Raw genomic sequence first — 26249 nt, 5'->3', positions numbered from 1 at the left:
TTATGACACCCGGCCCAGCCGCTCGACCGAGCGGCGGGACAGGTCATTGGTGTTTTCGATCATCCGCGTGACGCTCTCGTAGGCGCGCTGGATCTCGATCAGATTGGTGATCTCGAGGATCGGATTGACGTTGGAGCCCTCCAGCATGCCCTGACGGATCTGGGCCTCGGGGGCTTCGGTGGCCGCGGCGTTGGAGGCGTTGCGGTACAGGCCGTCGCCGCCCTTCTCGAGCGCGCCAAGGCTCTCGAAGCGAACCACCGCCAGGCGGCCGACGACCTGGTCATCCTGGGTGATTGTGCCGTCGGCGCCGACCGAGATCTCGCCCAGGGTGGTGTCCAGGACGATCTCGCCGGCTTCGCCCAGCACGGCCTGGCCCTGCTTGGTGGTCAGCCGGCCCGTGGGGTCCAGGGTGAAGGCGCCGTCGCGGGTGTAGGCCTCGCCGTTCCCGTCCTGCACCTTGAAGAAGGCGCCGTCGCCCTCGATGGCGAAGTCCAGGCTGCGGCCCGTCTGCGACAGGGCGCCCGCCGAGAAGTCGCGCCCGACCCCGTTGTCCAGCACGAAGCTGACGCCCGGGCGGACGAAGGCGTTGCGCGCCCGTTCGCCGACCTCGGAACCGACCAGCAGCTGCTCGACCTTGAAGCCGTTGGTGTCGGCGTTGGCGATGTTGTTGGCCACGACATCGAGTTCGCGGCGCAGCGTCATCTGGCGTGACAGTCCAACGTAGGCGGCGTTTTCCACGGGCGGCTCCTTTCAGCCCATCCCGTCGCAACGGTCGTGCCAAGAGGGTTAATCCAGTGGTGGCGGGCGTTCGGCCCGATTTACCCCCTGCGGCGCCCGGCAGGATTTGCCGGTTCTAAACGGCTCGTTAACCAAACCCGGCTGAATTGGAGGCTGAGATTCTCAAGGCTTGGGGCGCATGCTGAAGTTCGGCAAAAAGAAGGACGCAGGCGGCGACGCCAACCTGCCCGCCGTGACCGACGGGGAAACCGTCGACGGCGAAGGCGCGCCCGCCAAGAAGAAACTGCCCCTGCTGTTCATCATCATCCCGGCGGCCCTGGTCGTGCTGGGCGGCGGCGGCGCGGCGGCCTTCGTGATGATGCAGCCCAAGTCCGCCCCGGCGGAAGAGGGGCATGGCGAGGCCGCCGGCGGCCACGGCGCCGAGAAGAAGGGCGGCGGTCACGGCGAGGAGAAGAAGAAGGGCGGCGGCGGTCACGGCGGCGGCGCCGAAGGCGAGGCCAACCCCGCGCTGGGTACGATCGCCGCGGGTCCGGACGGGGTCACCTTCTACACCATGCCCGACATGGTGATGAACATTCAGTCGTCCGAGGGCCGTCCGACCTACCTCAAGCTCAAGCTCACCCTGGAGATGCAGGACGCCGAACTGGCCACGCATCTGCAGGAGGAGATGCCGCGCATGAAGGACATGTTCCAGAGCTTCCTGCGCGAGCTGCGCCCTGAGGATCTGGCCGGATCCGCCGGCAGCTTCCAGCTTCGGGCCGAGATCCTGCGCCGCGTCAACCTGATCGCCGCCCCCGGCAAGGTCGACGCCGTGCTGATCGAAGAGATGTTGGTTCAATAGATGACCGACGCCGCCTTCGCCGACGACGCCGACCCGTTCGCCGAGCCCCTGGCCGACGAGCGCCCGGTTGCGTCCGAGCGGGTCCTGAACCAGGACGAGATCGACAGCCTGCTGGGCTTCGACCTCGGCGACGACGACGGCTCCGAACGCTCGGGCATCCGCGCCATCATCAACTCGGCGCTGGTCTCCTACGAGCGCCTGCCGATGCTCGAAATCGTCTTCGACCGCCTGGTGCGGCTGATGACGACCTCCCTGCGCAACTTCACCTCGGACAACGTCGAGGTCAGCCTCGACAACATCTCGTCGATCCGTTTCGGCGACTATCTGAACTCCATCCCGCTGCCCGCCATCCTGGCGGTCTTCCGGGCGGAGGAGCTGGACAACTACGGCCTGCTGACGGTCGATTCCAACCTGATCTATTCGATCGTGGACGTGCTGCTGGGCGGCCGCCGGGGCACCGCGGCCCTGCGCATCGAAGGCCGCCCCTACACCACCATCGAACGCGTGCTGGTGCAGCGGATGGTCGAGGTCATACTGAACGACGCGCGCCAGGCCTTCGAGCCGCTGACCCCGGTGCATTTCACCCTGGACCGGCTGGAGACCAATCCGCGCTTCGCCGCCATCGCGCGCCCGGCCAACGCCGCCATCCTGGTCAAGCTGCGCATCGACATGGAAGACCGCGGCGGCCGGGTCGAACTGCTGCTGCCCTATTCGACGCTGGAGCCCATCCGCAAGATGCTGCTGCAGCAGTTCATGGGTGAGAAGTTCGGCCGCGACAACATCTGGGAAGGCCACTTGGCCACCGAGCTCTGGACCACCGAGACCGAGGTCCGCGTCGTCCTCGACGAACAGCAGGTGCCGCTGTCGCAGGTGCTCGATTTCAAGGTCGGCGACACCCTGATGCTGAACGCCACGCCGGAGTCGCACGTCTCGGTGCGCGCCGGGACCCTTCCGCTGACCATCGGCCGCATGGGCCGCAAGGGCCAGCATATCGCCGTGCGTATCGAGGCCCCGGTGAACGTCGAGGCCGCCTCCAGTCTGGTGAAGGGAAAGCGCTGATGACCGGCATGATTCTGGACGGCGTCTTGATGCTGCTGCTGGTCGCGGCCCTCGGCTACGGCGTGCGGCTGGAGCGCAAGCTCAGCGCCCTGCGCGCGGGCCAGCTGGCCTTCGCCTCCGCGGTGACCGATCTCAACGCCGCCGCCGGCCGCGCCGAGGCCGCCCTGGCCTCGCTGCGCGCCTCGGGGCAGGAGACCGACCTCCTGCACGACCGGATCATCAAGGCCCGCGAAGTGAAGGCCCAGCTGGAAGCCCTGATCGTGCGCGGCGGCGAATACGCCCCGGCCCGCGCCGCCGAGGCTCCCCGCGCCGAGCCGCGCACTGTCGCCCCGGCGCCGAAGCCGGTCGCCGCTCCGGTGTCCGAAGAGGACGCCCGCGCCGCCCGCATGCAGGCCCTGGCCGAACGCATCCAGGGCATGGCCGCGCCGGCCCGCCCCGCCGCCTCCAGCAACGTCCACGCCATCCTCGGCGCGCTCACCGCTAACCAGTCCGCGAAGCAAAGCCTCAACCAGGCGCGCCGTAGCCTGGACGACGATCTGTTCGCCGCCTGATTTTCCCCTGAGGAACTGAGTAACCCGCATGGCCAGGATTCCGCGCCTTCTGCCCCTGATCGCCGTCGCCATCGGCGGCGTGGTGGTGATCCGCGCCATTGGCGTGGCCCCTGGCCTGTTCGAGGGCGCCAAGGCCTGGGCCGAGGAAGCCGTGCCCGCCGGCGCCGCCCCCAAGCCCGCCGCCGCCGTCTGCGCCCTGACGCCCGAGCAGCTGGCCCAGCAGGCGGGCATCTCCCCGGCCGAGCTGCGCATCATCCAGTCGCTGTCGGCCCGCCGCGCCGAGCTGGACGCCCGCGACACCGACATGGCCTCCATGCTGCCCCTGCTGACCGCCGCCGAGCAGAAGCTGGACGCCCGCGTCCAGGCGCTCGAAGCCGTGAAGGCCGAGGTCGCCGCCATGCTGGGTCAGGTGGACGAGAAGCAGAAGGCCGAGACCGACCGTCTGGTCGCCGTCTATTCGGCCATGCGTCCGCGCGAGGCCGCTCGCGTCTTCGCCACCCTCGATGACGATGTCCGCCTGCCGGTCGCCGCCGCCATGCGTCCGCGCACCCTGGCCGCCGTCATGGCCCAGATGGACCCCGCCGCCGCCCGCGTCCTGACCGAGAAGCTGGCGCGCCGCTTCGCCGCCCAGCAGGCCCTGGCCGCCCGCGCCGCCGCGGCCTCCAGCGAGGCTCCGGCTCCGGCCCCTGCCGCAGACGTCGCCGCGCCGCCCGCCGCGACCCCGACGCCCCAACCCGCCGCCGGCGCTCCCGCCGCCTCGCCGCCCGCGCCGCGTCCCGCCGCCGCCCGACCGCCGGCGCGCCGTCCGGCCCAGCGTCCCGCCGCCGCCCGTACGCCCGCTCCGGCCCCCGCCGAGCCCGCCGGCGAACGCCCCTACCAGCCCGCCGCCTCCACGCCCGCCCCAGGCGGCTCGCAGCCCCGGCAGTCGGTGCAGTAAGGGCGGCCGTCACGGCTGAAGCATGAAAAGGGCCGCTCCCTCGCGGGGGGCGGCCCTTTCCTTATCCGGCGCGGCCTCACGGGCGTTCGCAATAGACTGCGTGACCTGCGGTCGGTCTATTCGATGTCCTCGTTCAGCAGGCCGACTTCATTGAAGCCCGCGCCCTTCAGCCCGTTCATCACGCCCATGAAGCGGTCGTAGGACACCTCGGGCTGGGCGCGCAGGAAGATGCGCTCGTCCCGGCAGGCGTCGCCCCGGCCCGTGGCGGCGCAGACGTCGGCGGCCAGGGTCGCCATCCGGGTCTGCTTGTCGCCGATCCAGAGGCCGCCGTCCTCATGCACGCTGACATAGACCGGCTCGCGCGGCTGGCTTTCCATATCCGGCGGCGGCAGGTCCATCTTCAGCGACACCGTCGCCATCGGCGCGGCCACCATGAAGATGATCAGCAGCACCAGCATGATGTCCACGAACGGGGTGACGTTGATGTCCGCGTTCTGGTCGATCGCCGCGCCGCCGTTTCCGCCGGGGCCTGAAAGTCTCGCACCCATGGTTCAATCCTCCCTGTCAGTCCGCCGCGCCGTGCGGCGAACGGCCAAGCTCGCGCCCGGCGCCGGGCGGTTTCAGGGCGGGAAGGGGGCATGAAAAAGGGCCGCCTCCCGTCGGGAAGCGGCCCCTGATCGTTTGAACGGGCATGAAGCCTATTCGATGTCTTCGTTCAGCAGGCCGACCTTGAAGAAGCCCTGGCCCTGCAGCGTGTTCATGACTTCCATGAACTGGTTGTACTTCACCTCGGCGTCGGCGCGGACGAACACGCGCTCTTCGCGGCAGTTCGGACCGCCCAGGGCGGCGCAAACGTCGGCGGGCAGGTTCGCGATCGAGGATTCCTTGTCCGCGATGTAGATGGCGCCGCTTTCCTGGATGGTGATGTACACCGGATCCTTCTGCTCGGTCGGGTTCACCGGCGGCTGCGCCGGCGGCAGGTCGAGGCGGATCGACACGGTGGCCATCGGGGCGGCGACCATGAAGATGATCAGCAGCACCAGCATGATGTCCACGAACGGCGTGACGTTGATGTCCGCGTTCTGTTCGATGGTGCCGGCCTTGCTGCCCGGTCCGGAAAGTTTGGCGCCCATAATCGGGTGTCTCCATCAGGCCCGGCGCTTGGCGCGGCGAGCGTCACTGAAAGCTTCGGTTCGTCTCTTGGCGTCCCTTAACCGGCTTGTAAAGCGGCTTCGGCCACCTTGGGGTTCCAGAGCGGCGGGTTTGCGCCGAATACCCCTGTCAGGCGAAACGATTCCGGCGGCTCAGCGCCCTTGCGCCAGCTTGAGGAAACGGTCCTTCAGCGCCGCGTCGGTCTTGAACACGCCGGTGAACCGGGTCGTCAGGGTCGAAACGTGGCGATGGTGCACGCCGCGGGTGGTCATGCACTGATGTTCGGCGTCGATCAGGATGGCCACGCCCTGCGGCGCCAGATTCGATTCGATGGCGTCGGCGATCTGGTTGGTCAGCACTTCCTGCGTCTGCAGGCGGCGCGAATAGATCTCCACCACCCGCGCCAGCTTGGAGATGCCGACCACCTTCTCGTTCGGGATGTAGGCGACGTAGGCCTTGCCGATGAAGGGGGCCATGTGGTGCTCGCAGTGGCTCTCCACCTCGATGTCGCGCAGCAGGACCATGTCGTCGTAGCCCTGCACGTCCTCGAACGTGCGGCCCAGCTCCCTGGCCGGATCGGCGTCATAGCCGTCGAACCATTCGCCGTAGGCGTCGACCACCCGTTTCGGCGTGTCGATCAGGCCCGGACGGTCGGGATCGTCGCCCGCCCACGCCAGCAGGGTGCGAACGGCCTTCAGGGCCTCTTCGCGGCTGGGGCGCTGGTCGTTGTCGCCGACCAGAACGGGCTTGACGGGGGTAGAGCTCATGAGACGGTTCTCGAACGCGCGGCTTTGTAAGTCGCAAGGGACTGTTTATCAGCTTGGCGGCGTATATGGGACCGCCGGTCCGTGCCGCAAGAAAACTCTCCCGCAAAGACTTCCTCATGCCGCTGACGATTCACGACACCCTGCACCGCGAAAAGCGCGTGTTCACGCCGCGAGACGAGACCCGGGTGACGCTCTACGTCTGCGGTCCCACGGTCTATGACTTCGCCCATATCGGCAACGCGCGCCCGCCGGTGGTGTTCGACGTTCTGGTCCGCCTGCTGCGCCGCACCTACGGCGCCGACAAGGTGATCTACGCCCGCAACGTCACCGACGTGGACGACAAGATCAATCAGAAGGCCTTCAAGGAAGGCGTGCCGATCAGCGAGATCACGGCCCGCTACGAGGCCGCCTATCTGGAGGACATGGGCCGGCTGAACGTCAGCCCGCCCGACCTGGCCCCCCACGTCACCGACCACATGGACGCCATCGTCGCCCAGATCCAGGCGATCATCGACCACGGCTGCGCCTACGCCGCAGAGGGCCATGTGCTGTTCGACGTCTCGTCCTACGAGACCTACGGCAAGCTGTCGGGCCGCAATCTGGACGACATGATCGCCGGCGCCCGCGTCGAGGTCGCCCCCTACAAGAAGAACCCGCACGACTTCGTCCTGTGGAAGCCGTCCAAGGAGAACGAGCCGTCCTGGCCGTCCCCGTGGGGCGAGGGCCGTCCCGGCTGGCATATCGAGTGCTCGGCCATGATCGAGGCCAACCTCGGCCTGCCCATCGATATCCACGGCGGCGGCATCGACCTGGTCTTCCCGCACCATGAGAACGAGATCGCCCAGGGCGTCTGCGCCCACGGCCACGCCCACGGCGCGGACGCGCACGCCGAATACAGCCGCTACTGGATGCACAACGGCTTCCTGACGCTGGACGGCGAGAAGATGTCCAAGTCGCTGGGCAACATCCTGCTGCCCCACGCCCTGCTGGAGCGGCTGCCGGGCGAGGTGATCCGCTGGGCCCTGCTCTCGGCCCACTATCGGCAGCCGCTGGACTGGAACGAGGCCCTGCTGGAGCAGAGCCGCAAGTCGCTGGACCGCCTCTACGGCGCCCTGCACCGCGCTTCGGCCATCGTGGCGGGTCCGGACTGGCTGCCCGAGGACTTCCTCAAGGCCATCGAGGACGACCTGAACACGCCGGGCGCCTTCGCCGCCCTGTTCGCCCTGTCCAGCGAGATCGAGCGCGGCATGACCGCCGGCGACCACGAGGCCGTCTCGGCCGCCAAGGGAAAACTGCTGGCCGCCGCCGCCATTCTGGGCGTGCTCCAGAACGACCCTGCCGCATGGCTTGAAGGCGAGGTCTCCGACGATCTCCGTGTCGAGGTCGAAGCCCTGCTGGAACAGCGCGCCGCCGCGCGCGCCGCCAAGGACTGGCCCGAGGCCGACCGCATCCGCGACCGCCTGAACGCGCTGAACGTTGTGGTCATGGACGGCCCGACGGGGGCGACCTGGCGGGTGAAGGGGTAGGAAGAGCGCTCTCCCTCCCCGTCCGGGGAGGGAGATTCAATTCACGTAATCCGCTTCACGCTCACCGGATCGCTCGCCGGGAACGTCTCTTCCAGGCCCTCGTCGACCAGCGCCTCCTGCCGGCTGTTCGCCTCGCGCGTCTTTTCAGCCAGCTGGTCCGGCTTGCCGTCCTCGCGGGGCGCGCGCTTGGCGTGCGGGGTCTCGGGGTCGCAGTCTTCCTGCGCCTTGTTCAGATGCTCGGTTTGACCGGTCATGTCGGCGCTCCTCAGTTTTTCGGGTGATCTTCGTCGCCGTCCGGGCCGTAGCCCAGGTCGGCGATGTCGTCGTCGGACAGGGTTTTGGCCTCCCAATGGGCGGCGCTGGCCTGGGCTCCGCGCGCATTCTCCATCAGGCCGGAATAGACCAGCTCGACCTCGTCGACACCGCGCTGGCCTTGGCTCTCGCCGTCGATCTCGTTCAGCCGCTCGCCGTCCACGCCCAGCAGGGCGTCGGCCTCGGCCTCGATGCCCGAAGCGCCCAGCTCCTCGTCCAGGTCCTCCGGTTCGGCGTCCTCGTCGAAGTCGTCCCGGTCCGCGTCGCCGTCGGCCTGGGTGACATCGAGCACCTGATCCGCCTCGTCCAGCAGGAAGTCGCCGTCCCCCTCATCGTCGAGGTGGGTTTCGTCATAAACTTCAGACTGTTCCTGGTCGTCCTTATAGTCGTCGAGTTCGGGCATCACGTCCTCCCTGTTCAGGGAAGACAACGCCACGGCTCAGGCGGCGTTCCAGCCATCCGCCACGACCCGGTCCAGCGCCGCCCGCATCCGGTCAATCACTTCGGGCCAGCCGTCCACCGCGCCGCGCACGAAGATCTTCACGTCGGGATAGAAGACGTAGTGGTCGGTGGTCATCAGGTGCCAGTCGTCCGGCGCCGCCACCATCCAGGTCCGGGCCCCGCTCGCGGCGGCGATATTGGTCCCGGCGATGCCCGGCCCCAGCACCACGTCGCAGGCCACCGAGAGGGCGGCCACGTCTTCCAGGTCGTCCTTCAGATTGATCGGCGGGGTCCAGATGAACACGCCCGCGGCCTCCGCCGCCGCCAGGTCCTCGGACACGTCGCCGCACTGCAGGTTGACCATCACGCAGCCCGGCGTGGTCAGGATCGGCTCCCAGCGCTGGAAGCCGGCGGCGAAGAAGGCCGCCCGCGCCCCGGTCATCACCAGGCTCTTCCAGTGCAGCCCGACCTTCAGCCCCTCGGGCAGCTTGGCCAGCTCGCCCCTCCAATAGGCGACCTTGTCGGGATCGGGCACGATGACCTGACCCGGTCCGGGGAAGCTCTCCAGCGTCGGGCGGTAGACGGCCATCAGGCTGGCGATCGGAACCCAGCAGTCCAGCTTCTGCTCCAGCTCCTCGGCGAAGGGCACGTAGCGGGTCAGGCGGCCTTCCAGCCGCACCGCCTTGTGGCCGCCGACGATCGCCCTGGGGAAGCCGCGCTGGAACAGGCCGACCATCCGCGCCTCGACGGCCAGATAAACCTGACCCTCCGGCCCCACGGCGTCGATGATGTCGTTCAGGCAGTTGGCGAAGACCAGTTCGTCGGCGATGCCCTGTTCGCCGACCACCAGCACCCGCTTGCCGCGGATGTCCTCGGTCTTGGGATCCCAGCGCGGGGCGTCGACGGCCACGTGCATGGCGTCGGGCAGGTTGGGGTCCAGACGCACCTCATAGGCCTCGAACGCCTCGGGGATGCGGGCCTCGCCCATCAGCATCAGGGCGCGCGCCATGTTCATCATGGCGACCTCGTAGCCGTTCTCGGCGCCGGGCAGGGCGGCTTCCATGTCCTCGATGGCGCCGGCCACGTCGCCCAGCGGGCGGCGGACGTTGGCGCGGTTGTAGCGCGCCTTGGCGAAGGTCGGGTCCAGCCGCAGCGCCTCCTCGAAGAAGGTCAGGGCCTCGTCCAGCCGTCCCTGGTCGTTCAGCACCGTGCCCAGGGTGTTCCACAGCACCGAACTGTCCGCCTCGATCTGCAGCAGCGGCCGCAGGGTCTCGATCGCGTCGGCGTAGCGGTTCTGGTCGCGCATCACGCAGGCCAGGTTGTTGGTCGCCTCGATATGCCCGGGATTGGCCGCCAGGAATTTCAGCAGCAGCTTCTCGGAGATGTCGAGATAGCCCAGCCGCTGCGCCAGCCGGCCCAGGTCGTGGGCGATGTCGGTGTGGTCGGGCAGCAGCTGTAGCGCCGCCTCATAGGCGTGGATGGCCGGGCCGAACCGGTTCTGCTTCTCCTGGCAGATCGCCAGCACGTGCCAGGCCAGGCCGTTGGTCTCGTCCAGCTTCAGAGAGTCCAGCGCCCGCTGGGTGGCGCGGTCGAAGTCGTTGACCCGGATCGCCGCCAGCGAAAGCTTCAGCAGTTCCAGCCCCTTGCGCTGGGCCTTCACTGACCGCACGCCCGCCAGCGACTTCGACAGCCGGCTGATGGCGGCGGGGGAGGCGGCGTCGCCCGCTATGCCCTGCGCGGCGGGGGCCGGGGCGTGGGCGGAGGTGTCGTCGAGGGCGGCGGCGGACATGAAGCGACTCGGGGGCGGAGCGGATAGGCAATATGACGATGTCGGCTCACAAGAGATGGTTAACCACGACTGTTTAGCCTGCGTTGGTTCCCGGTTTTCTAAACCGTATGTCCGGGACCCAAGGGGAAGCCGCCCAGATGCCGCTCAAGCTGTCGCTCAAGCCCGGCGAGAAATTCGTCCTGAACGGGGCCGTCGTCCAGAACGGCGACCGTCGCGGCGTCCTGATTCTGCAGAACAAGGCCAGCGTCCTTCGCGAGAAGGACATCATGCAGCTGGAGGACGTGAACTCCCCGGCCAAGCGGATCTATTTCCCCGTCATGATGATGTACCTGGACGAGGCCGCGGCTCCCAAGGTCTACGACGAATTCGCGCTGCGCCTGACCGAGTTCATGGGCGTCACGCGCAACCCCGATGTGCTCGCCGACTGCGTCTCGGCCTCGCGTCACGTCATGGCGCGCGAGTACTACAAGGCGCTGATGTCGGCCCGCAAACTGGTGGATTACGAGGAAGGTCTGGCGAATGTCGCTTCAGGCGTACAAGACCGCAGCCACGCGGGCTGAGACCCCGCGCGAGACCGAGTATCGGCTGTTCGGGCAGGTGACCCGGGCGCTGATGCACGCCTCGACCGTGGACGCCTCGGACATTTCGACCCGGATCGACGCGCTCGACTGGAACCGCCGGCTGTGGTCGACCCTGGCCACGGACTGCTCCAATCCGGACAACGCCATGGACATGGGCCTGCGCGCCCAGATCATCTCGATCAGCCTGTTCGTCGGCCGTCACTCCTCCGCGATCATGCGCGGCGAGGATGATTTCGAAGCCCTGATCGACATCAACAAGATGATCATGCAGGGCCTCGCCCCCGCCCCGGCCCAGGCGGCCTGAGTTCATATCTCCCTCCCCCTTGTAGGGAGGGATGTCGACGCACAGCGACGACAGGGTGGGGGACCGTGCGGCCGCCTGTCCGTGCGGCTGTTCCCCACCCGTCCCGCTTCGCGGTCCACCCTCCCCATGAGGGGAGGGAGAGCTTCTCTCTTCCTGCCTCGCCGCCCCCGGCCAATTCTGCCGACCGGCAGCGCGCGCACGCCTTCCCTTCCAGCAATATCAACAGCTTGGACCGGCCCGGTCCTTGCGTGGGCGTGCGCGAACCAGAACCGGTTCTAAGGCCAGAAGGCCTTTCACAACCGACCAGAATGGAAGGAACTACCCGATGGTTATGTCGGTCAACACGAACGTGGGCGCGCAAGTCGCGCTCCAGAACCTGAACGCGACCAACGCCCAACTGGCGACCACGCAAAACCGGATCAACACCGGCAAGAGCGTGGCCAACGCCAAGGATAACGGCTCCATCTGGGCGATCGCCCAGGGACAACGGGCCGATATCGGGGCGCTGAACGCGGTGAAACAGTCGCTCGATCGCGGTGTCGCCGCTGTCGACGTGGCTCTGGCGGCGGGCGAGACGGTCTCTGACCTCTTGCTGCAGATGAAGGAGAAGGCTCTCGCGGCGACTGATGCGTCGCTCAAGACTGCGGCACGCGCCGCTCTGAACGAGGACTTCAAGGCCCTGCGCGACCAGATCGCCTCGGTGACCAGCAACGCTGACTTCAATGGGATCAACCTGCTGAAGACCGGCGCGACCGGTTTCTCGGCACTGGCCAACGCGCAAGGCACGGCGACCCTGACGGTCGGCGCTGAAGTCATGGCTCTGGGCAGCACGACCGTCACGGTCGCGACGACGCAATCGATCGACACCCTGACCAAGGCGAACGCGTCCCTCGCGGTCGTGTCCGCCTCCATCGACAAGGTTTCGGGCGCCCTGGCGCGTCTGGGCACCAAGTCGAAGGCCCTCACCACTCACGTGACGTTCGTCGGCAAGCTGTCGGACGCTCTCGAAGCGGGTGTGGGCAATCTGGTCGACGCCGATCTGGCGAAGGAAAGCGCCAAGCTCCAGGCCCTGCAGACGAAGCAGCAGCTGGGGGTTCAAGCGCTCTCGATCGCCAACCAGACGCCGCAACTGGTGCTTTCCCTGTTCCAGGGCTGATCACGGCAGGTTCTCGCAGGCGCCGGAGAGGGAGATCTCTCCGGCGTCTCGCGCGTCAGGCTCTAGCCGAAGAGGCCGGTCAGCCAGTGCCAGGCCTGCGGGCCCAGTCCCGTCAGCCAGTGCCAGGCCGGCAACAGGAAGGGCGACACCCACTCCCAGGCCAGCCACACCACGATGCCGCCCACGCACAGCAGGGCGATGGCGCACCAGGCGATCAGGATGGCCAGGCCGTCGCGCTGCACCAGGCCGAAGCCGAACGCGACGATGATCAGGGACGGCACCAGGTTTCCCCCCGGAATGGGCAGGACCAGGATGGTGCACAGCAGGATGCAGGCGATGCCGATCAGGACCTCCGACACCTCGCTGGTCATGATCGACAGCCGCGGGCGCGACCAACGCTCGACCTTGCGCAGCGGCGTCATCACCTTGGCGATGGCGGTGCGGTAGCCTTCGCGGTCGATGCTGCTCTTCAGCGCCCAGCGCGGCAGCCACAGCTGATCGCGGCGGATGACCAGCTGGAAGGCGATCAGCAGGATCGGCGCGCCCAGGATGGTGGTCGATCCGGGCACCGCGCCGATCACGGCGCTGACCAGGCCCAGGAACAGCATCAGGGCGCCGAAGCCGCGCTCGCCAAACGCATTGACCAGTTCCCCGAGGTACAGCTTCGGGTCGTCCTTGGCGCCGATGTCCTCGATCACCTGCGAGAAGGGGCGTGTGTCGGCCTGATAGTCGTAGTCGGGCATCGGCGACGGGCGATCCGGAGGGGTGATGAACCGATCTAGGGGGGAACCTGCTCCGACGCCACTTAACAAACCTCCATCCGGTCGGCTTGGCGACCGGATGTTGGGAACCCGTCCCGAACCGTGGCCGTTTCCGGTCATCGGGATGTTCCCGATGGGAGGATTTTCATGCGTTTCATGATTGCGTCGGCCGCGCTCGCGGCCCTGACCCTGGCGGCCTGCAGCCAGGGAAGCGACACCACGGAAGGCGAGAAGGCGGGCGAGGCGGCTCGCGCGGCGGCCCCGGCCTCGATGGACGGCCCCAAACCCGGTCTGTGGCGCGTGACGACGGCCATGGCCGGCATGCCCGGCGGCGCCGCGATGGCTCCGGTGGAGACCTGCATCACCTCCTCGACCTTCGAGGCGCCCGGCGGCGCGTCGGCGACGCCCGGCGCGACCTGCACCACCCAGCCCTTCCGCCGGGACGGCGACGCCATGGTCTCCAGCACGGTCTGCGAGATGCAGGGCGGCATGAAGTCGGAATCGGCCATCCGGGTCTCGGGCGACTTCTCCAGCCGCTACACGATGGAGGTGAAGAGCAAGACGACCGGCGCGCCGGCCCCGATGCCGGAAACCACCATGACGATGACGGCCGAACGCCTCGGCGACTGTCCGGCGGCCTAGCCCGGACGAAAGTATGCGACGACGGCGGTCCTGTGCTCCGGGGCCGCCGTTTCGCTGTCTAGGGCTTCACGTGCTCGGGTTTCCCCTTGCGCTTGGTGTGCGCGAATTCCTCAAGCTGTTTCTCGGTCATCGACAGCATCGATTTCGAGGCGCCCTTCAGCTTCGATCTGGGCGTCTCGCCCCGCTTGGCGGACAGGGCGGCTCCGGCGGCCTTCTGCTGCGCGGCGGATTTGGCGGGCATGGCGGGCTCCTTTCCTGCTTCGCCGAAAACCGGCGGCGCCTGCTCCAGGTTCCGTTAGCCATGTCATGGAACTCGGCCTTTACAGGCGTCTGGCTAGCCATGGCGCATGGAAAAGCTCGACCTGCTCATCCTCGCCGGCGCCGGCGCGATCGTCGCCACGGCGGGCGGCCTCTGGTTCAACCACACCCAGGCCTCGACGGGGGACTCGGCGGCTCTGCCCGACGGGCGGGAGGTCCGCATTTCCTATCCGGAGGGACGGGCGCAGGGCGGGACCGCGCATATCGAGGTCGTCGATCCGAAGGCGGACGCTGATCCGGCCACCCAGGCCTTGCTCTCCGCTGCCGGTCGCCTGCAGGCCGAGCCCTGCAGCGCTTCAGCCAAGTCGGCCTACCTCGCGGCTCTGCGGGCCTATGTCCGGGATGGGCAGCGGAAGGCGGAAGCCGCTCGCGGCGGTACGGAAGAGGCCCGGTTCTCGGCGATGATGTCCGAGATGTCGTCGGCCAACCAGCAGGCCTTCGAAACGACCGAGCGCTTGCAGAACGAAGGCTTCGTCTTCCGCAAGGAACATCAGGACGCCCTACGCGCCGCCGCGCCGGAAATCTATTCCGGCCGTGCGTCGGAGGACGAGGAGCAGGAATCGACGCACAGCGGCCTGACGCCCGCGTGCGAAAGCTCCCGCAAGGGCTAGGCGGCGGCTCGCCGCCTCACCCCAGCAGCTCGCGCCCGATCAGGAACCGCCGGATCTCGTTGGTGCCGGCGCCGATGTCGTACAGCTTGGCGTCGCGGACCAGCCGCTCGACCGGCCATTCCTTCGTATAGCCGGCGCCGCCCAGGGCCTGCACGGCCTCCAGCGACACCTTCACCGCGTTCTCGCTGGCCAGCAGGATCGCGCCGGCGGCGTCATAGCGGGTCGTCTTGCCCTGATCGCATGCGCGGGCCACGGCGTAGACGTAGGTGCGGGCGCTGTTCAGGGCCACGTACATGTCGGCCACCTTGGCCTGCATCAGCTGGAACGAGCCGATGGCCTTGCCGAACTGCTTGCGCTCGCGGACGTAGGGCAGGACCACGTCCAGCGCCGCCTGCATGATGCCCAGCGGGCCGCCCGACAGGACGGTGCGCTCATAGTCGAGGCCCGACATCAGGACGCCGGCGCCGCCGCCGACCGGCCCCATGACGTTCTCTTCCGGGACTTCGCAGTCCTCGAACACCAGTTCGGCGGTGTCCGAGCCGCGCATGCCCATCTTGTCCAGCTTCTTGGAGACGCTGAACCCCTTCATGCCCTTCTCGATCAGGAAGGTGGTGACGCCGCCGTTGCCCTCGCCCGTGCGGGCGTAGACGACCAGGGTGTCGGCCGTCGGGGAGTTGGTGATCCAGAACTTGGTCCCGTTCAGTATGTAGCGGTCGCCCTTCTTGTCGGCGCGGGTGCGCATCGACATGACGTCCGAGCCCGATCCGGCCTCTGACATGGCCAGCGATCCCAGGTGCTCGCCGGAGATCAGTTTGGGCAGGTATTTCGCCTTCTGCTCGGGCGTGCCCCAGCGGCGGATCTGGTTGACGCACAGGTTGGAGTGGGCGCCGTAGCTCAGGCCGATCGAGGCCGAGGCGCGCGACACCTCCTCCATCGCCACCACATGCTCGAGGTAGCCGAGGCCGAGGCCGCCGTACTCTTCCTCGACGGTGATGCCGTGCAGGCCCAGCTCGCCCATCTCGGGCCACAGGTCGCGGGCGAACTCGTTCTTCTCGTCGATCTCGGCGGCGCGCGGCGCCAGGCGGTCGGCGGCCCAGCGGGCGGTGGTGTCGCGGATCGCGTCGGCGTTTTCGCCGAGGCCGAATTCCATGGATTGGGGCGCGAAGGGAATGCTCATGGCGCGGGCGTAGCACTGCCCGCGCGGGCAGGCAAAGTCAGTCCTTCTTCGTGGCCCGCACGGACAGGTTCCAGGCCGAGACGCCGACGCAGATGACGCCGATCAGGGCCAGCACCCAGGCGATGATCGTGAACTCGTTGGTCGGCAACGGATCGCTGACCGCCTTGCGGAAGGCGGCGGCCGAGGCGGCGCAGGCGAACAGGCCCAGTCCGCCCATGATCAGATAGGGGCCGGTCTCGATCAGGCTGAAGCGTTTGGCCGGGGTCGGGTCGACCTCATGGCGCAGCACGGCCAGCGGCGGCTCGTCCTCGAACAGGGCCTCGCCGGCCGCTTCCGGCGCGGCGCGCTGCTCGGGCGCCCAGGCGTCGCGGGCCGGTTCGGCGAAGTCGGCCTCGACCGCCGGGGTCAGCTCCAGCGGCGGGAAGGGCGACGGCGCGGCGGTGGCGGAGGCCGCGAAGATCGGGGCCGGCGGGAAGACGGGCGTCCGCACCGGCGTTGCGACAGGCTCGGGCTCGGGTTCAGGCGCAGGTTCGGGCGCGGCCGTGACCTCGGGCTCGGGTTCCGGCGCGGGTTCCGGCGCGGGCTCCGGCTCGGCAGGGGCCGTCGGCGCTGCGGTCGGGAAACCGGGCAGGGGGCCGATGATGGCGGCGGCGTAGGGGGAATAGCGCTGCGACTGGGCGATGGCCGTCGGCGGCGGCGGCGTCCACACCTGTCCCTGCGACTGCCACACGGTGGGCAGGGGCAGGACGCGCGGCGCTTCGACCACGGGGGGCTGGGGTTCCGGTTCGGGCTCCGGCGCGACGTCCGCTTCCGGCGCTTCCAGCGCGATCGGGGTCTCGCCCAGCAGGGAGGCCACGGCGGCGGCCCGGCTCGCGTTCGGATCGACCTGCGGTTCCGATTCCGGCTCCGCGACGGGCGGCGGCGGCAAGGGCGCGGTCAGCAGGTCGGACAGCAGCACCGGCGAGGCGGGATCGGCCACGAACAGGGCGCGTTCGGCGGCGCGGCGGCGCAGGGCGGTGTCGGCCGACGGGGTCTCGGGCCAGCCGACCAGGGCGTCCGCCGCCTCTCCGGCGTGGCCGGCGTTCAGTCGTTCCAGCACGTCCGAGCCCAGGAAGCGGTCCACGCCCACCGACACGGCGAAACTGGCCAGGGCGTCGAACTGGTGCTGGTTCAGGACGGTCTCGACCTGTTCGTTCAGCGCCTTGACCACCGGCATCAGGTCGTATTGCAGCAGCAGTTCGGCGTCCTGCTCGCCCACCGTCAGCCCCTCGCGGGCCGAGGCGGTGTGGCCGTAGCCGATCACCCAGCGGCCGTCCTCGCGCTGCACGGCGCGCGACCGGAAGCTCTCGAAGCTCTTGATGAGCACCATCCCCGCGCGGGAGACCTTCAGACGGGGCCTGTTCGTGTCGAGCACAGGGGTTTGTTCCAGATCGGGACGGACGCTTCCGCTTGCGAGAACAGCCCGCAAGAGCCGCGCCGCGCGCTGTCGTCACATCAGGACGATGGTCGCCAGGCCCAGGAAGATCAGGAAACCAAAGAAATCCGTCGTCGCTGTGACGAAGACGGCGGAAGACACCGCCGGGTCGAATTTGAATTTCGACAGGGTCAGCGGCGTCAGCACCCCCACGGTCGCCGCCACCAGCAGGTTCAGCACCATCGCCGCCGCGATCACCAGGCCGATCCGCCAGTCCTCGTCCCGGAACCAGAAGGCCGTCGCCAGACCGATCAGCGGAGCCAGCACCAGGCCGTTGGCGAAGCCGACGATCAGTTCGCGCCAGAAGGTGCGCGGGGCGTTGGAGCTGTTCAGCTCGCGGGTGGCCAGGGCGCGCACGGTCACCGTCAGGGCCTGGGTCCCGGCGTTGCCGCCGATGGCCGAGACGATGGGCATCAGGATGGCCAGGGCCACGATGTGCTGAATGGTGCCCTCGAACCAGCCGATGACGCTGGCGCCCAGGGTGGCGGTGGCCAGGTTGATGGCCAGCCAGGGCACGCGGCTGCGCACGATCTCGGGCACGGACGAGCCGCGGTCCTCGTCGGCCACGCCGGCCAGACGCAGGATGTCCTCGCGGTTCTCTTCCTGAATGATGTTGACGATGTCATCGACGGTGATCTGGCCCACCAGACGCCCCGCGACGTCGATCACCGGGGCCGAGATCAGGTGGTATTTCTCGAAGATGTAGGCGACTTCTTCCTGGTCCTGATCGACGGTGATCTCGTTGATCGGCCCCATGATCTCTGTCAGCGTCATGGCGCGCGGGCTGCGCAGCAGCTGGCTGACCGGGACGCCGCCGACGGGGCGGTTCAGCGGATCGACCACATAGATGTCGAAGAACAGCTCCGGCAGTTCCTCGCCCTGCTTGCGGATGTGGTCGATGGTGTCGCCGACGTTCCAGAACTGGGGCGCGGCCATCACCTCGCGCTGCATCAGGCGGCCGGCGGAGTCCTCGGCGTAGCCCAGCGAGCTTTCGATCGCGGCGCGATCGACCTCGGGCATGGCCGCCAGCACCTTCTCGCGCTGGTCGTCCTCCAGATCCTCGACCACCGCGGCGGCGTCGTCGGAGTCCAGTTCCTGCAGCGCCTCCGCCAGGGTCAGGTGCGGAACGCGTTCCAGCACCTCCTCGCGGATGCCGTCGTCCAGTTCGGGCAGGGTGTCGGCCAGCAGTTCGGGCGGTAGCCAGACGACCACCATGGCCCGGTGCTGTTCGGTCAGGAAGCCCATCAGGTCGGCCACGTCGGCCGGGTGCAGGTCTTCCAGCAGCGAGCGCAGCTTCAGGCCGTCGCCGTCGTCGGCGGCGTCGACCACCTTCTCGACGAAGCCCGGCGTCAGGACATAGTCCTCGTCCAGGGCGATGTGTTCGATGTCGTCTTCGACGGGCGGCAGGGGGGCGGTTGCGGTGGTGCTCACGCGGCGGCCTCCCTTCGATCTGTCAGATCAGCATCTAGCCGATGATTCGCCCTTGGGGGCGGCTCAAAACCATCCCCGTCCGAAGTGGCGGCCGGTCCCTTGGTAGGGGGACATGTGGCCGAAAATCGATGGTGCGGTCGAGAAGACTCGAACTTCCACGGGTTGCCCCACAGCGACCTCAACGCTGCGCGTCTACCAATTCCGCCACGACCGCTCGCATCGGAGGGCGGCTGATAGCGGAGAGAATGGGGAAAGGGAAGGGGGCGCCGGAAGGCGCAGGAACTAGGGGGCGGGAAATAGGGCGTGGGGGCCGGTTCGGGCCTATACTGCGACGCCCTGATCAGGCCGCGCCGGCCATGAAGTCGTAGACGTCGGCGGCTCGCGTCACCGTTATCGCGATCCGGTCTTCGCGGATCTCGATCTCGCCGCGTGCGACCGGGTGGTTGTTGGCCAGGATCCAGACCTCGTCGTGCTCCGAGGCATCAAGCGGAATCACCGCCCCGCGACCCATGCGAAGCAGCTGGCTCATGGGCAGCACGGAGCGCCCCAGGACGACCGAGATCTCGACATCGACGGCTTCGATCTGGCTCACGGGGGACTCTGATACTGGAAGTGACAGGGCGGAGTGGTCTTGCATGGGGCTCCCGATCCCCACATTGGGGGCGACATGCTTTCCCAGTCCTTAAGCGAAACCGTATCAAGGCTGGCCCGGACCGACGGTCGGGCCGTCGAATGGGCGCGTTCGGACGGCTACGTCGACTATCCCGCCGCCGTCGAGGCCATGGAGGCCCGCGCCGCCGCCATCGCGGCGGGCGAGGCGCCCGAGCTGATCTGGCTGCTGGAGCATCCGCCGCTCTACACGGCGGGCGTCTCGTCCAGGGACGGCGACCTGCTCGACGCCGGGCGCTTCCCGGTCCACCGCAGCGGGCGGGGCGGGCAGTTCACCTACCACGGCCCCGGCCAGCGGGTGGCCTATGTGATGCTGGACCTGAACGCGCGCGGCAAGGACGTCCGCGCCTTCGTCCGCGGCCTGGAGCAGTGGATCATCGGCGCCTTGGGCGAGTTCAACGTCGCCGCCGACGTGCGCGAGGGCCGCGTCGGCGTCTGGGTCGAGCGCAAGGGGCCCGGCTGGTCGCGCGAGGACAAGATCGCCGCCATCGGCGTCAAGGTCCGCAAATGGGTCAGCTTCCATGGCGTCAGCCTGAACGTGGAGCCCGACCTGGATCATTTCGGCGGCATCGTGCCGTGCGGAATCCAGGAGCACGGGGTCACCAGTCTGGTCGACCTGGGCGTCCCGGCCACGATGGACGAGGCCGACGAGGCGCTTCGGGTGAGCTTCCGGCGGGTGTTCGGAGAGGTCCAGCCGGGGCGGGCTCCGGTCTGAGCGGAACCCGGGCGCGGCCGGTCACCGGCCGAGACGGCTGTGCCTTGCACCAGACTGAATCGTGGCCGGTTCAGCGGCCGGCGCAGGGGCGGGTTTCAGCGTCACGCCCTTGAGCCAGAGCTTGAGCGCCTCCCAGTGGATGGCGGCGACCACCTTCAGGGTCAAAAGGGGGATCGCCATGACGGCGGACAACAGGGTGCCGTCCGTCAGGGGGCGCCGCTTGCCGGACATCGCGGCTGTAATCATCAGTCCCTGCGCGTCGAACCCGCCGATGGTCAGTTGCAGCCGCTCGTCCGGAACGCGGCCCCTGAACTCGTAGTCCATCTCCATGCCCAGGAAGGGCGAGACATGCAGCGCCTTCGCCGCGCACTGCGAAATCCGGCCGGCGGCCTGATCGGCGGCGGGAACGGGGATCAGATAGGCGTGGCGGACGCCGAACGTGCTGGTGACCTCATAGATCATCGCGGCCAGCCGACCGTCGGGGTGATGGCAGTAGAACAGGCTGATCGGGTTGAAGACGTAACCGAGCACGCGCGGCATGGTCAGAAGCCGGATCGGGCCGCCGCCGGTGTCTATCCCCGCGCGGGCCAGCAGCGCTTCGACCTGGACCCGAAGGGCCGTGTTCGAGCCGTCGCCATGGTCGCGGTCATGAAAGGACAGGAGATTGAACCGGTTGCGCGAGAACAGCGCCAAGCGCTGGTCCAGCCGATCGATCTCCGACAGGTCGAGCAGCAGCCAGAACACGCGGTACGCCAGCCTGTGCGCCCTCGGTCGGAGGCGCTGATGCGCGACCTCTCCGCGGTAGAGGGCGGAGGCCTCGCTCATGCGGCGTTCTCGAAGGCGACGGAGGGGGCCGGGGTCAGATGGATGCGGCCGCTCTCGTTCGGGACGGTCCATGGCCGGCGGACGCCGCCCAACTGCTCCGCGACCGCGAGGCCGGACTGCAGGCCGTCTTCATGGAAGCCGGCCCCGAAATGCGCGCCGCAGAACCAGACCCCGCCTTGGCCCTGCAGGCTCCACAGCGACTTCTGTGCGCGAACGGCGGCCGGGTCGAAGATGGGATGCTCGAACACCTCGGTGCGGAGCAGGGTGTCGGGGCGGGGCGGTCGCGGCGGGTTGAGGGTGACGAACAGGTCCCGCCCCGGCAGTCCCTGCAGCCGGTTCATCCAGTAGGTGACGCAAAGTCCGCCATCGACGCCGATGTAGTTCCACGCGGCCCAGGCGCGCCGGCGGCGGGGCATCAGGCTGGCGTCGGAATGCAGGACGGTCAGGTTGCGGCTGTAGCGGAACGCGCCGAGCAGGGCGCGCTCGTCCTCGGTCGGCTGGTCCAGCAGCGCCAGGGCCTGATCGGCGTGCGTTCCGATCACGACGTGGTCGAACCGGGCGACGCCGCCATGAATGTCGCGCACCTCGACGCCCTGCTCCAGCCGCCGGACATGGGTCGCCTGCCGGCCCAGCCGCACGCCTTCGCCGAGCGCGCGCGCCATGGCCGCGACATACGCCCGGCTGCCCCCGCACACCGTTCGCCAGACGGGCCGGCCGACAAGCTTCAGCAGGCCGTGGTTCTGGCAGAACCGCAGGAAGGACTCCGCCGGATAGTCCATCAGCGTATGCGCCGGGGAGGACCAGATCGCCGCCGCCATCGGCAGAAGGTGATCGTCGCGGAAGGCCTCGCTGAACCCCTCTCGCTTCAGATAGTCGCCCAGGGTCAGGTCGGAGCCGTTCAGCGCCTCGATCTGCGCGGGGGCGTCGCGATAGAAGCGCATGACTTCGCCCAGCATCGTCCAGAACCGCGGGCGGAATGCGTTGCGCCGCTGTGCGAACAGGGCCGGGGCGGCGTACTCGAAACGGCCCTGGTCCAGCGACACGGCGAAGGACATGTCGGTCGGCCGGCTCTGCACGCCCAAATGATCGAACAGGGCGATCAGGTTGGGGTAGGTCGCCTCGTTGAAGACGATGAAACCCATGTCGACCGGAACCGGAGCATCGCTTGCCCCGTCCACCTCGACGGTATGCGAATGCCCGCCCAGGCGATCCTCGCGTTCGTAGACCACCACCTGATGCCGCCGGGACAGGAGCCAGGCGCACGACAGGGCCGAAACGCCGGAGCCGATGACCGCGATGCGGAGCCGGCGATCAGGGTCGAGGGACGCGGGGTTGTGTGACATGCAGACTCCGACGGGGAAATCGGCTTCGATACGTCGAGGCCTCGCCATCGGATGTCGTGATCCAGTTCGACCGGTGCGGCGTATCAGGACCCATGTATGGACACGCGGCCGAACTGCAGGCGGAACGGAGCCCGGTGAGAGCGCGGACGGATGAGCATGCCCGACTGATCCAGGCCGTCGCCGCCGATCGCGACCGCGAGGCCTTCTCGCGGCTGTTCGAATACTTCGCGCCGCGGCTGAAGGCCTACCTGATGCGCTCCGGTGCGCCCGCCGGCGCCGCGGAGGACTTCGCCCAGGACGCCATGCTGACGGTCTGGCGAAAGGCCGACCTGTTCGATCCGTCCCGCGCCGGCGCGGCGACCTGGATCTTCACCATCGCGCGCAATCGCCGCCTCGACGTTCTGCGCCGCGAAGGCCGTGAGGCGGGACTGCCCGAGTTCGATCTGCGGCCCGATGAACCCCAACGCCCGGACGACCTGTTGACCGAGGCCGACGAGGCCGCGCGGTTGAACCAGGCGATGCGCCGGCTGTCACCCGACGAGATCGCCGTGCTGCGTCTCGCCTTCTTCAAGGGTGACGCCCACTCCGAAATCTCTCACGCCCTGAACCTTCCCCTGGGCACCGTCAAATCACGCATCCGCAAGGCCATGATCAAGTTGAGACTGATACTCGAGCCCGTCAGGGGGCAGGAATGAACGCGTTGCGTCATACCGTTTCCGATGAGCGTCTTCTCGCCTACGCCGCCGGCGGCCTGAGCCCGCCGGAAGCTGTGGTCGTGGCCGCGCATCTATCGTTCCGCTCTGAAACGGCGGCGTTCGCGCGCCGGCTGCAGGCGGTGGGGGGCCGGTTCCTGGACGACATGGAGCCGGAGCCGATGAGCGACAACGCCCTCGCCGCGGTGCTGGCGCGCACCGAGGTCGATACGGGCGCGGCCCTGGCCCCGCCGCCGCTGAACGACATGCCCCAACTGCCCGAACCCCTGCGCAGACTGCCCCTCGGTCCCTGGCGATGGATGGGCCCGGGGGTCAGGGTGCGTGACGTGCACGGGCCGCGGGCGGGGAATTGCCGGGTCATCCTGCTGGAAATCCAGCCGGGCCGCGCCACGCCCAAACACACCCATGGCGGGGTGGAGCTGACCTGCGTGCTGGCCGGCGCCTACGCGACCGAGACCGAGCGGTTCGATGTCGGCGATCTCGAGGAGGCCGACAGCCAGACCGTGCACCAGCCGCGGGTCGTTTCGAACGAGCCGTGCCTGTGCGTCGCCGCGCTGGACGGCCAGATTCTGCTCGACGGCTGGCTCGGAAAGCTGCTGCAGCCGTTCGTGCGGCTGTAGGCGGGCATCCGTTCGCGGCCTTGGGGCGTAGGTCAGGAGACTATCGGAGATCTCATGCCGATCCTTCTCGTCTGCGCCGCGTCGATCGCCTCCCTGTCGGCCGCCTGGCTGGTCGTGCGTCGAACCGGAGACGGCGGCTGGACCGATGTGATCTGGGCGCTTTCGGTCGGACTGATCGGCGGCGCGGCCGCGTTATGGCCCGCGCCGGATGCGGATCCGGCACGGCAGGGGCTGGTCGCGCTGCTGATCGGCTTCTGGGCCTTGAGGCTCGGCGGCTATCTGGCGGTGCGGACCGCGGGCGCCTCGGCCCCGGATCCTCGCTACGAGGACTTCAAGAAGGGTTGGGGCGGCTGGGGGCTCAAGGCCTGGGGCTTCCTGATGATCCAGGCGGCGACGGTCGTGGTGCTGGCGGTCTCCATCCGGGCGGCGGCGGCGCGACCGGACCCCGGGCTCGACTGGCGGGACGGGCTGGCGGGGTGTGTCGTCCTCGTCGCCGTCGCGGGCGAGGCCCTCGCCGACCGTCAGATGGCTGTGTTCCGCCGGGAGTCCTCCAACAGGGGCAAGGTCGCCGACACCGGCCTGTGGGGCTGGTCCCGGCATCCGAACTACTTTTTCGAGTGGACGGTCTGGCTGGCCTGGCCGGTCATGGCGTTCGACCCCGGCCATCCCGCGAGCTGGCTGACGCTGCCGGCGGCCATCCTGATGTGGTGGCTGCTCAATCACGTCAGCGGCGTGCCCATGCTGGAGGCCCAGATGCTGAAGACGCGTCCCGAGGCCTACCGCGCCTACCAGGCCCGCGTCTCCCGGTTCCTGCCCCTGCCTCCGCGATCGCGATGAACTCGGCGCCGGAGGCGCAGGGTCACTCCGCCGGAGCCGGGGCGGGCCTGCCGCCGCCCGCCAGGGCCGATTGACCCAGGATGACGATCGACAGGGCGGTGGTGGCGGCGGCGATCGTCACCCAGAAGCCGGCGCGGGCCCCATACAGGTCCACGATCGAGCCCGAGACGAAGGCGCCCAGGGCCATGCCGATGCCGATGCCGGTCATCACCCAGGTCACGCCTTCGGTCAGGACTTCGGCCGGGACGCGGCGCTCGATCAGTCCAAAGGCCGTGATGAAGGTCGGCGAGATGGCGACGCCGCTGAGGAAGATGGTCGCGGCCAGCAGCCAGACGCTGTCGGCCAGCAGCAACGGCACGGACGTCAGCAGCAGGACCCCCAGGGCGGCCAGCAGCTGGCGGTGCAGCGGAGCCTTGAGGTTCAGCGCCCCGATGATCAGGCCGACGGCGAACGACCCCAGGGCATAGACGCCGATCACCAGGCTGGCGGCACCGGGCTGGTTCAGCTCGCGGGTCAGGGCGACGGTGCTGACCTCGGCGGTGGCGAAGATGGCGCCGACGAAGATCAGGGCCAGGGTGATGATCTGAACCGGCCGCCGCGTGATGGCCGAGCGGTGCGCGACGCCCTCCGATCCCCGGACCGGCGGTTCGGTGCCGCGCTGGACCACGAAGGCGGTCATGCCCAGGGCCAGGGCCAGCGTCGAGGCGACCAGTCCCGCCTCGGGGAACAGGGCGACCGACAGGCCGACAGAGAGCGAGGCCCCGGCGATGTAGACCAGTTCGTCGGCGGCGGATTCGAAGGCGAAGGCCGTGTTCAGCTCGGGCCGGTCGCGGAACAGCTCCGTCCAGCGGGCCCGGACCATGGCCGGAATGCTGGGCATGGCGGCGGCCAGAAAGGCGAAGACGAACAGGGTCCAGACTGGCCAGCGCTGGTGCGTCGCCAGGATCAGCCCGATGAAGGCCAGGACCGCGACCGCGGCCGTGGGGATGAGCAGCCGGCTCTGTCCGAAGCGATCGACCAGGCGCGAGATCTGCGGCGCGGCCAGGGCGTTGGTCAGGGTGAAGACGGCGGCGACCGCCCCGGCCAGCCAATAGGCGCCGTGGGTCTGGGCCAGCATGGTGACGATGCCGATGGGCGCCATGGCGATGGGCAGGCGGGCGACGAAGCCCGCCGAGGCGAAGCCCGCCGCCCCGGGCGCGCTGAAGATGACTCGATAGGGATTGGCCATTGGGGAACCGCTTCGATGTGATTACATACGTCTCGTATGTGAGCGAAGTGGTTACATACGCGCCGTATGTCAACGCAATGGAGAAGACTTTTGTCGGCAGGCTCCGTGATCAAGCCGAAACCCCGGGCCGAACGGCTCGCGGCGACTCGCGCGACCCTCATCGCCGCGGCGCGCCGAGCCTTTGGCGAGAAGGGCTACGCCGAGGCGTCGATGGACGATTTCACGGCCGAGGCCGGGCTCACCCGCGGCGCGCTCTACCACCACTTCGGAGACAAGAAGGGGCTGCTGATGGCGGTGATCCTTCAGATCGATTCCGAAATGGCGACGCGCCTGAACGCGATCTCCGCCGCCGCGTCGGACCGCTGGCAGGGCTTCGTCGACGAGAACGTGGGCTACATCGAGATGGCGCTGGAGCCCGAGATCCAGCGCATCGTGCTGCGCGACGGCCCGGCGGTGCTCGGCGACCCGTCCCAATGGCCCAACAACGACGGCTGCATCGCCGCCATCAGCGCCAGCGTGCAGCGGCTGAAGAGCGAGGGTCTGGTCAGGGACGTCGACGCCGAGGCCGCCGCCCGACTGATCTGCGGGGCCTCGACCTATGCGGCCCAGTGGATCGCCAACGCCGACGATCCGGCGGCCACCGCAAGGCGGGCCATTCCGGCGTTCCAGGCCCTGATGGAAGGCCTGCTGCGCGGGGCGTAGGGCGCCGTCGGGATCAACGGAGCCGTTGC

At 68.7% G+C, this 26249-nt stretch carries 31 protein-coding genes and 1 tRNA gene; 15 read left to right on the top strand and 17 right to left on the bottom strand.

From position 1 onward, the window contains the following. Nucleotides 1–738 carry a flagellar basal-body rod protein FlgF gene (gene flgF / locus AC3WRV_RS13585; RefSeq protein ID WP_492313670.1) on the bottom strand — a complete coding sequence of 246 codons (738 nt, stop codon included), beginning with the start codon at nt 736–738 and terminating at the stop codon, nt 1–3. A 178-nt stretch (nt 739–916) separates the two neighbouring features. Between flgF and AC3WRV_RS13580 the strand changes: the two genes are divergently transcribed. The 4 genes from AC3WRV_RS13580 to AC3WRV_RS13565 are packed head-to-tail and all read left to right on the top strand — an operon-like array spanning nt 917 to nt 4126. Then, nucleotides 917–1579 carry a flagellar basal body-associated FliL family protein gene (locus AC3WRV_RS13580; RefSeq protein ID WP_492313669.1) on the top strand — a complete coding sequence of 221 codons (663 nt, stop codon included), beginning with the start codon at nt 917–919 and terminating at the stop codon, nt 1577–1579. Further along, nucleotides 1580–2638 (top strand): flagellar motor switch protein FliM, encoded by a 1059-nt coding sequence (fliM, locus tag AC3WRV_RS13575; protein WP_492313668.1) that lies wholly within the window; start codon nt 1580–1582, stop codon nt 2636–2638. After that, nucleotides 2638–3189 carry a DUF6468 domain-containing protein gene (locus AC3WRV_RS13570; protein ID WP_492313667.1) on the top strand — a complete coding sequence of 184 codons (552 nt, stop codon included), beginning with the start codon at nt 2638–2640 and terminating at the stop codon, nt 3187–3189. Before fliM ends, AC3WRV_RS13570 begins: the two co-directional genes overlap by 1 nt. Before the next feature lie 28 nt (nt 3190–3217). Then, nucleotides 3218–4126, top strand: coding sequence for a MotE family protein (locus tag AC3WRV_RS13565; protein WP_492313666.1), 909 nt, complete (start codon nt 3218–3220; stop codon nt 4124–4126). Between the two features lie 116 nt (nt 4127–4242). On the opposite strand, the gene AC3WRV_RS13560 is transcribed toward AC3WRV_RS13565, so the two are convergent. The 3 genes from AC3WRV_RS13560 to folE all read right to left on the bottom strand — a co-directional run bounded on the left by AC3WRV_RS13560 (nt 4243) and on the right by folE (nt 6045). Then, entirely contained in the window at nt 4243–4674 is a 432-nt protein-coding gene (locus tag AC3WRV_RS13560) for a biopolymer transporter ExbD (protein ID WP_492313665.1), read from the bottom strand. 150 nt (nt 4675–4824) lie between these two features. Next, nucleotides 4825–5259: an ExbD/TolR family protein gene (locus tag AC3WRV_RS13555; RefSeq protein WP_291832454.1), complete on the bottom strand. Its 435-nt coding sequence runs from the start codon at nt 5257–5259 to the stop codon at nt 4825–4827. A 171-nt stretch (nt 5260–5430) separates the two neighbouring features. Beyond that, nucleotides 5431–6045, bottom strand: coding sequence for a GTP cyclohydrolase I FolE (gene folE, locus AC3WRV_RS13550; protein ID WP_492313664.1), 615 nt, complete (start codon nt 6043–6045; stop codon nt 5431–5433). Between the two features lie 116 nt (nt 6046–6161). Here folE and cysS point away from each other — a divergent pair, with 116 nt between their 5' ends. Continuing rightward, nucleotides 6162–7571: a cysteine--tRNA ligase gene (cysS, locus tag AC3WRV_RS13545; RefSeq protein WP_492313663.1), complete on the top strand. Its 1410-nt coding sequence runs from the start codon at nt 6162–6164 to the stop codon at nt 7569–7571. A 41-nt stretch (nt 7572–7612) separates the two neighbouring features. On the opposite strand, the gene AC3WRV_RS13540 is transcribed toward cysS, so the two are convergent. From AC3WRV_RS13540 to AC3WRV_RS13530, 3 genes are read right to left on the bottom strand one after another with little or no spacing between them, the layout of a single operon-like run. Continuing rightward, nucleotides 7613–7825 carry a hypothetical protein gene (locus tag AC3WRV_RS13540; protein ID WP_492313662.1) on the bottom strand — a complete coding sequence of 71 codons (213 nt, stop codon included), beginning with the start codon at nt 7823–7825 and terminating at the stop codon, nt 7613–7615. A gap of 11 nt (nt 7826–7836) precedes the next feature. Beyond that, nucleotides 7837–8286: a hypothetical protein gene (locus AC3WRV_RS13535; protein ID WP_291832461.1), complete on the bottom strand. Its 450-nt coding sequence runs from the start codon at nt 8284–8286 to the stop codon at nt 7837–7839. A gap of 36 nt (nt 8287–8322) precedes the next feature. Beyond that, nucleotides 8323–10113 (bottom strand): tetratricopeptide repeat protein, encoded by a 1791-nt coding sequence (locus tag AC3WRV_RS13530; protein WP_492313661.1) that lies wholly within the window; start codon nt 10111–10113, stop codon nt 8323–8325. A 137-nt stretch (nt 10114–10250) separates the two neighbouring features. On the opposite strand from AC3WRV_RS13530, the gene flbT reads away from it, so the two are divergent. From flbT to AC3WRV_RS13515, 3 genes are all read left to right on the top strand, one after another. Continuing rightward, nucleotides 10251–10673 (top strand): flagellar biosynthesis repressor FlbT, encoded by a 423-nt coding sequence (flbT, locus tag AC3WRV_RS13525; protein WP_291832511.1) that lies wholly within the window; start codon nt 10251–10253, stop codon nt 10671–10673. After that, nucleotides 10633–10998: a flagellar biosynthesis regulator FlaF gene (gene flaF, locus AC3WRV_RS13520; protein ID WP_291832465.1), complete on the top strand. Its 366-nt coding sequence runs from the start codon at nt 10633–10635 to the stop codon at nt 10996–10998. Before flbT ends, flaF begins: the two co-directional genes overlap by 41 nt. A 325-nt stretch (nt 10999–11323) precedes the next feature. After that, nucleotides 11324–12154, top strand: a complete 831-nt coding sequence (locus AC3WRV_RS13515; protein WP_291832514.1) for a flagellin — start codon at nt 11324–11326, stop codon at nt 12152–12154. Between the two features lie 62 nt (nt 12155–12216). On the opposite strand, the gene AC3WRV_RS13510 is transcribed toward AC3WRV_RS13515, so the two are convergent. After that, on the bottom strand, nt 12217–12897 hold the full coding sequence (locus AC3WRV_RS13510) for an exopolysaccharide biosynthesis protein (RefSeq protein WP_492313660.1): 681 nt from the start codon (nt 12895–12897) through the stop codon (nt 12217–12219). 165 nt (nt 12898–13062) lie between these two features. Here AC3WRV_RS13510 and AC3WRV_RS13505 point away from each other — a divergent pair, with 165 nt between their 5' ends. Further along, nucleotides 13063–13557 carry a DUF3617 domain-containing protein gene (locus tag AC3WRV_RS13505; protein WP_492313659.1) on the top strand — a complete coding sequence of 165 codons (495 nt, stop codon included), beginning with the start codon at nt 13063–13065 and terminating at the stop codon, nt 13555–13557. 58 nt (nt 13558–13615) lie between these two features. On the opposite strand, the gene AC3WRV_RS13500 is transcribed toward AC3WRV_RS13505, so the two are convergent. After that, nucleotides 13616–13798, bottom strand: coding sequence for a DUF3008 family protein (locus AC3WRV_RS13500; protein WP_291832471.1), 183 nt, complete (start codon nt 13796–13798; stop codon nt 13616–13618). 106 nt (nt 13799–13904) lie between these two features. Here AC3WRV_RS13500 and AC3WRV_RS13495 point away from each other — a divergent pair, with 106 nt between their 5' ends. Then, complete coding sequence (locus AC3WRV_RS13495) at nt 13905–14486, top strand: hypothetical protein (protein WP_492313658.1); 582 nt, start codon at nt 13905–13907, stop codon at nt 14484–14486. Nucleotides 14487–14502: 16 nt separating this feature from the next. On the opposite strand, the gene AC3WRV_RS13490 is transcribed toward AC3WRV_RS13495, so the two are convergent. From AC3WRV_RS13490 to AC3WRV_RS13470, 5 genes are all read right to left on the bottom strand, one after another. Further along, nucleotides 14503–15663, bottom strand: coding sequence for an isovaleryl-CoA dehydrogenase (locus tag AC3WRV_RS13490; RefSeq protein WP_492313657.1), 1161 nt, complete (start codon nt 15661–15663; stop codon nt 14503–14505). A 37-nt stretch (nt 15664–15700) separates the two neighbouring features. After that, entirely contained in the window at nt 15701–17032 is a 1332-nt protein-coding gene (locus AC3WRV_RS13485) for a lysozyme (RefSeq protein WP_492313656.1), read from the bottom strand. A 120-nt stretch (nt 17033–17152) separates the two neighbouring features. Further along, complete coding sequence (gene mgtE / locus AC3WRV_RS13480) at nt 17153–18568, bottom strand: magnesium transporter (protein ID WP_291832479.1); 1416 nt, start codon at nt 18566–18568, stop codon at nt 17153–17155. Between the two features lie 129 nt (nt 18569–18697). Then, nucleotides 18698–18782 (bottom strand) — tRNA-Leu (locus AC3WRV_RS13475). 126 nt (nt 18783–18908) lie between these two features. Next, complete coding sequence (locus tag AC3WRV_RS13470) at nt 18909–19205, bottom strand: FliM/FliN family flagellar motor switch protein (protein WP_492313655.1); 297 nt, start codon at nt 19203–19205, stop codon at nt 18909–18911. 30 nt (nt 19206–19235) lie between these two features. Here AC3WRV_RS13470 and lipB point away from each other — a divergent pair, with 30 nt between their 5' ends. Beyond that, entirely contained in the window at nt 19236–19952 is a 717-nt protein-coding gene (lipB, locus tag AC3WRV_RS13465; RefSeq protein ID WP_492313654.1) for a lipoyl(octanoyl) transferase LipB, read from the top strand. A 21-nt stretch (nt 19953–19973) separates the two neighbouring features. Here lipB and AC3WRV_RS13460 read toward each other — a convergent pair whose 3' ends face one another. Both AC3WRV_RS13460 and AC3WRV_RS13455 read right to left on the bottom strand, forming a co-directional pair. Continuing rightward, nucleotides 19974–20777: a DUF1365 domain-containing protein gene (locus tag AC3WRV_RS13460; protein WP_492313653.1), complete on the bottom strand. Its 804-nt coding sequence runs from the start codon at nt 20775–20777 to the stop codon at nt 19974–19976. Further along, nucleotides 20774–22120: an NAD(P)/FAD-dependent oxidoreductase gene (locus tag AC3WRV_RS13455; protein WP_492313652.1), complete on the bottom strand. Its 1347-nt coding sequence runs from the start codon at nt 22118–22120 to the stop codon at nt 20774–20776. Before AC3WRV_RS13455 ends, AC3WRV_RS13460 begins: the two co-directional genes overlap by 4 nt. A gap of 92 nt (nt 22121–22212) precedes the next feature. Between AC3WRV_RS13455 and AC3WRV_RS13450 the strand changes: the two genes are divergently transcribed. The 3 genes from AC3WRV_RS13450 to AC3WRV_RS13440 are packed head-to-tail and all read left to right on the top strand — an operon-like array spanning nt 22213 to nt 24290. Beyond that, nucleotides 22213–22815 (top strand): sigma-70 family RNA polymerase sigma factor, encoded by a 603-nt coding sequence (locus tag AC3WRV_RS13450; protein ID WP_492313651.1) that lies wholly within the window; start codon nt 22213–22215, stop codon nt 22813–22815. Continuing rightward, nucleotides 22812–23453, top strand: a complete 642-nt coding sequence (gene chrR / locus AC3WRV_RS13445; protein ID WP_492313650.1) for a cadmium/peroxide/UV radiation responsive anti-sigma factor ChrR — start codon at nt 22812–22814, stop codon at nt 23451–23453. The genes AC3WRV_RS13450 and chrR overlap by 4 nt, the downstream gene beginning before the upstream one ends. A gap of 54 nt (nt 23454–23507) precedes the next feature. Then, complete coding sequence (locus AC3WRV_RS13440) at nt 23508–24290, top strand: DUF1295 domain-containing protein (RefSeq protein WP_492313649.1); 783 nt, start codon at nt 23508–23510, stop codon at nt 24288–24290. Nucleotides 24291–24312: 22 nt separating this feature from the next. On the opposite strand, the gene AC3WRV_RS13435 is transcribed toward AC3WRV_RS13440, so the two are convergent. Next, nucleotides 24313–25518: an MFS transporter gene (locus AC3WRV_RS13435; protein ID WP_291832494.1), complete on the bottom strand. Its 1206-nt coding sequence runs from the start codon at nt 25516–25518 to the stop codon at nt 24313–24315. A 90-nt stretch (nt 25519–25608) separates the two neighbouring features. On the opposite strand from AC3WRV_RS13435, the gene AC3WRV_RS13430 reads away from it, so the two are divergent. Then, a complete protein-coding gene (locus AC3WRV_RS13430) occupies nt 25609–26220 on the top strand; it encodes a TetR/AcrR family transcriptional regulator (RefSeq protein ID WP_492313648.1) in 612 nt (203 codons plus the stop codon). Nucleotides 26221–26249: the final 29 nt, after the last annotated feature.

Source organism: Brevundimonas sp. EU05-FHT14B11 (genome assembly GCF_058790835.1).
The sequence above is the reverse complement of the archived record's forward strand: the minus strand, read 5'-3'. Positions and strand labels throughout refer to the sequence as shown.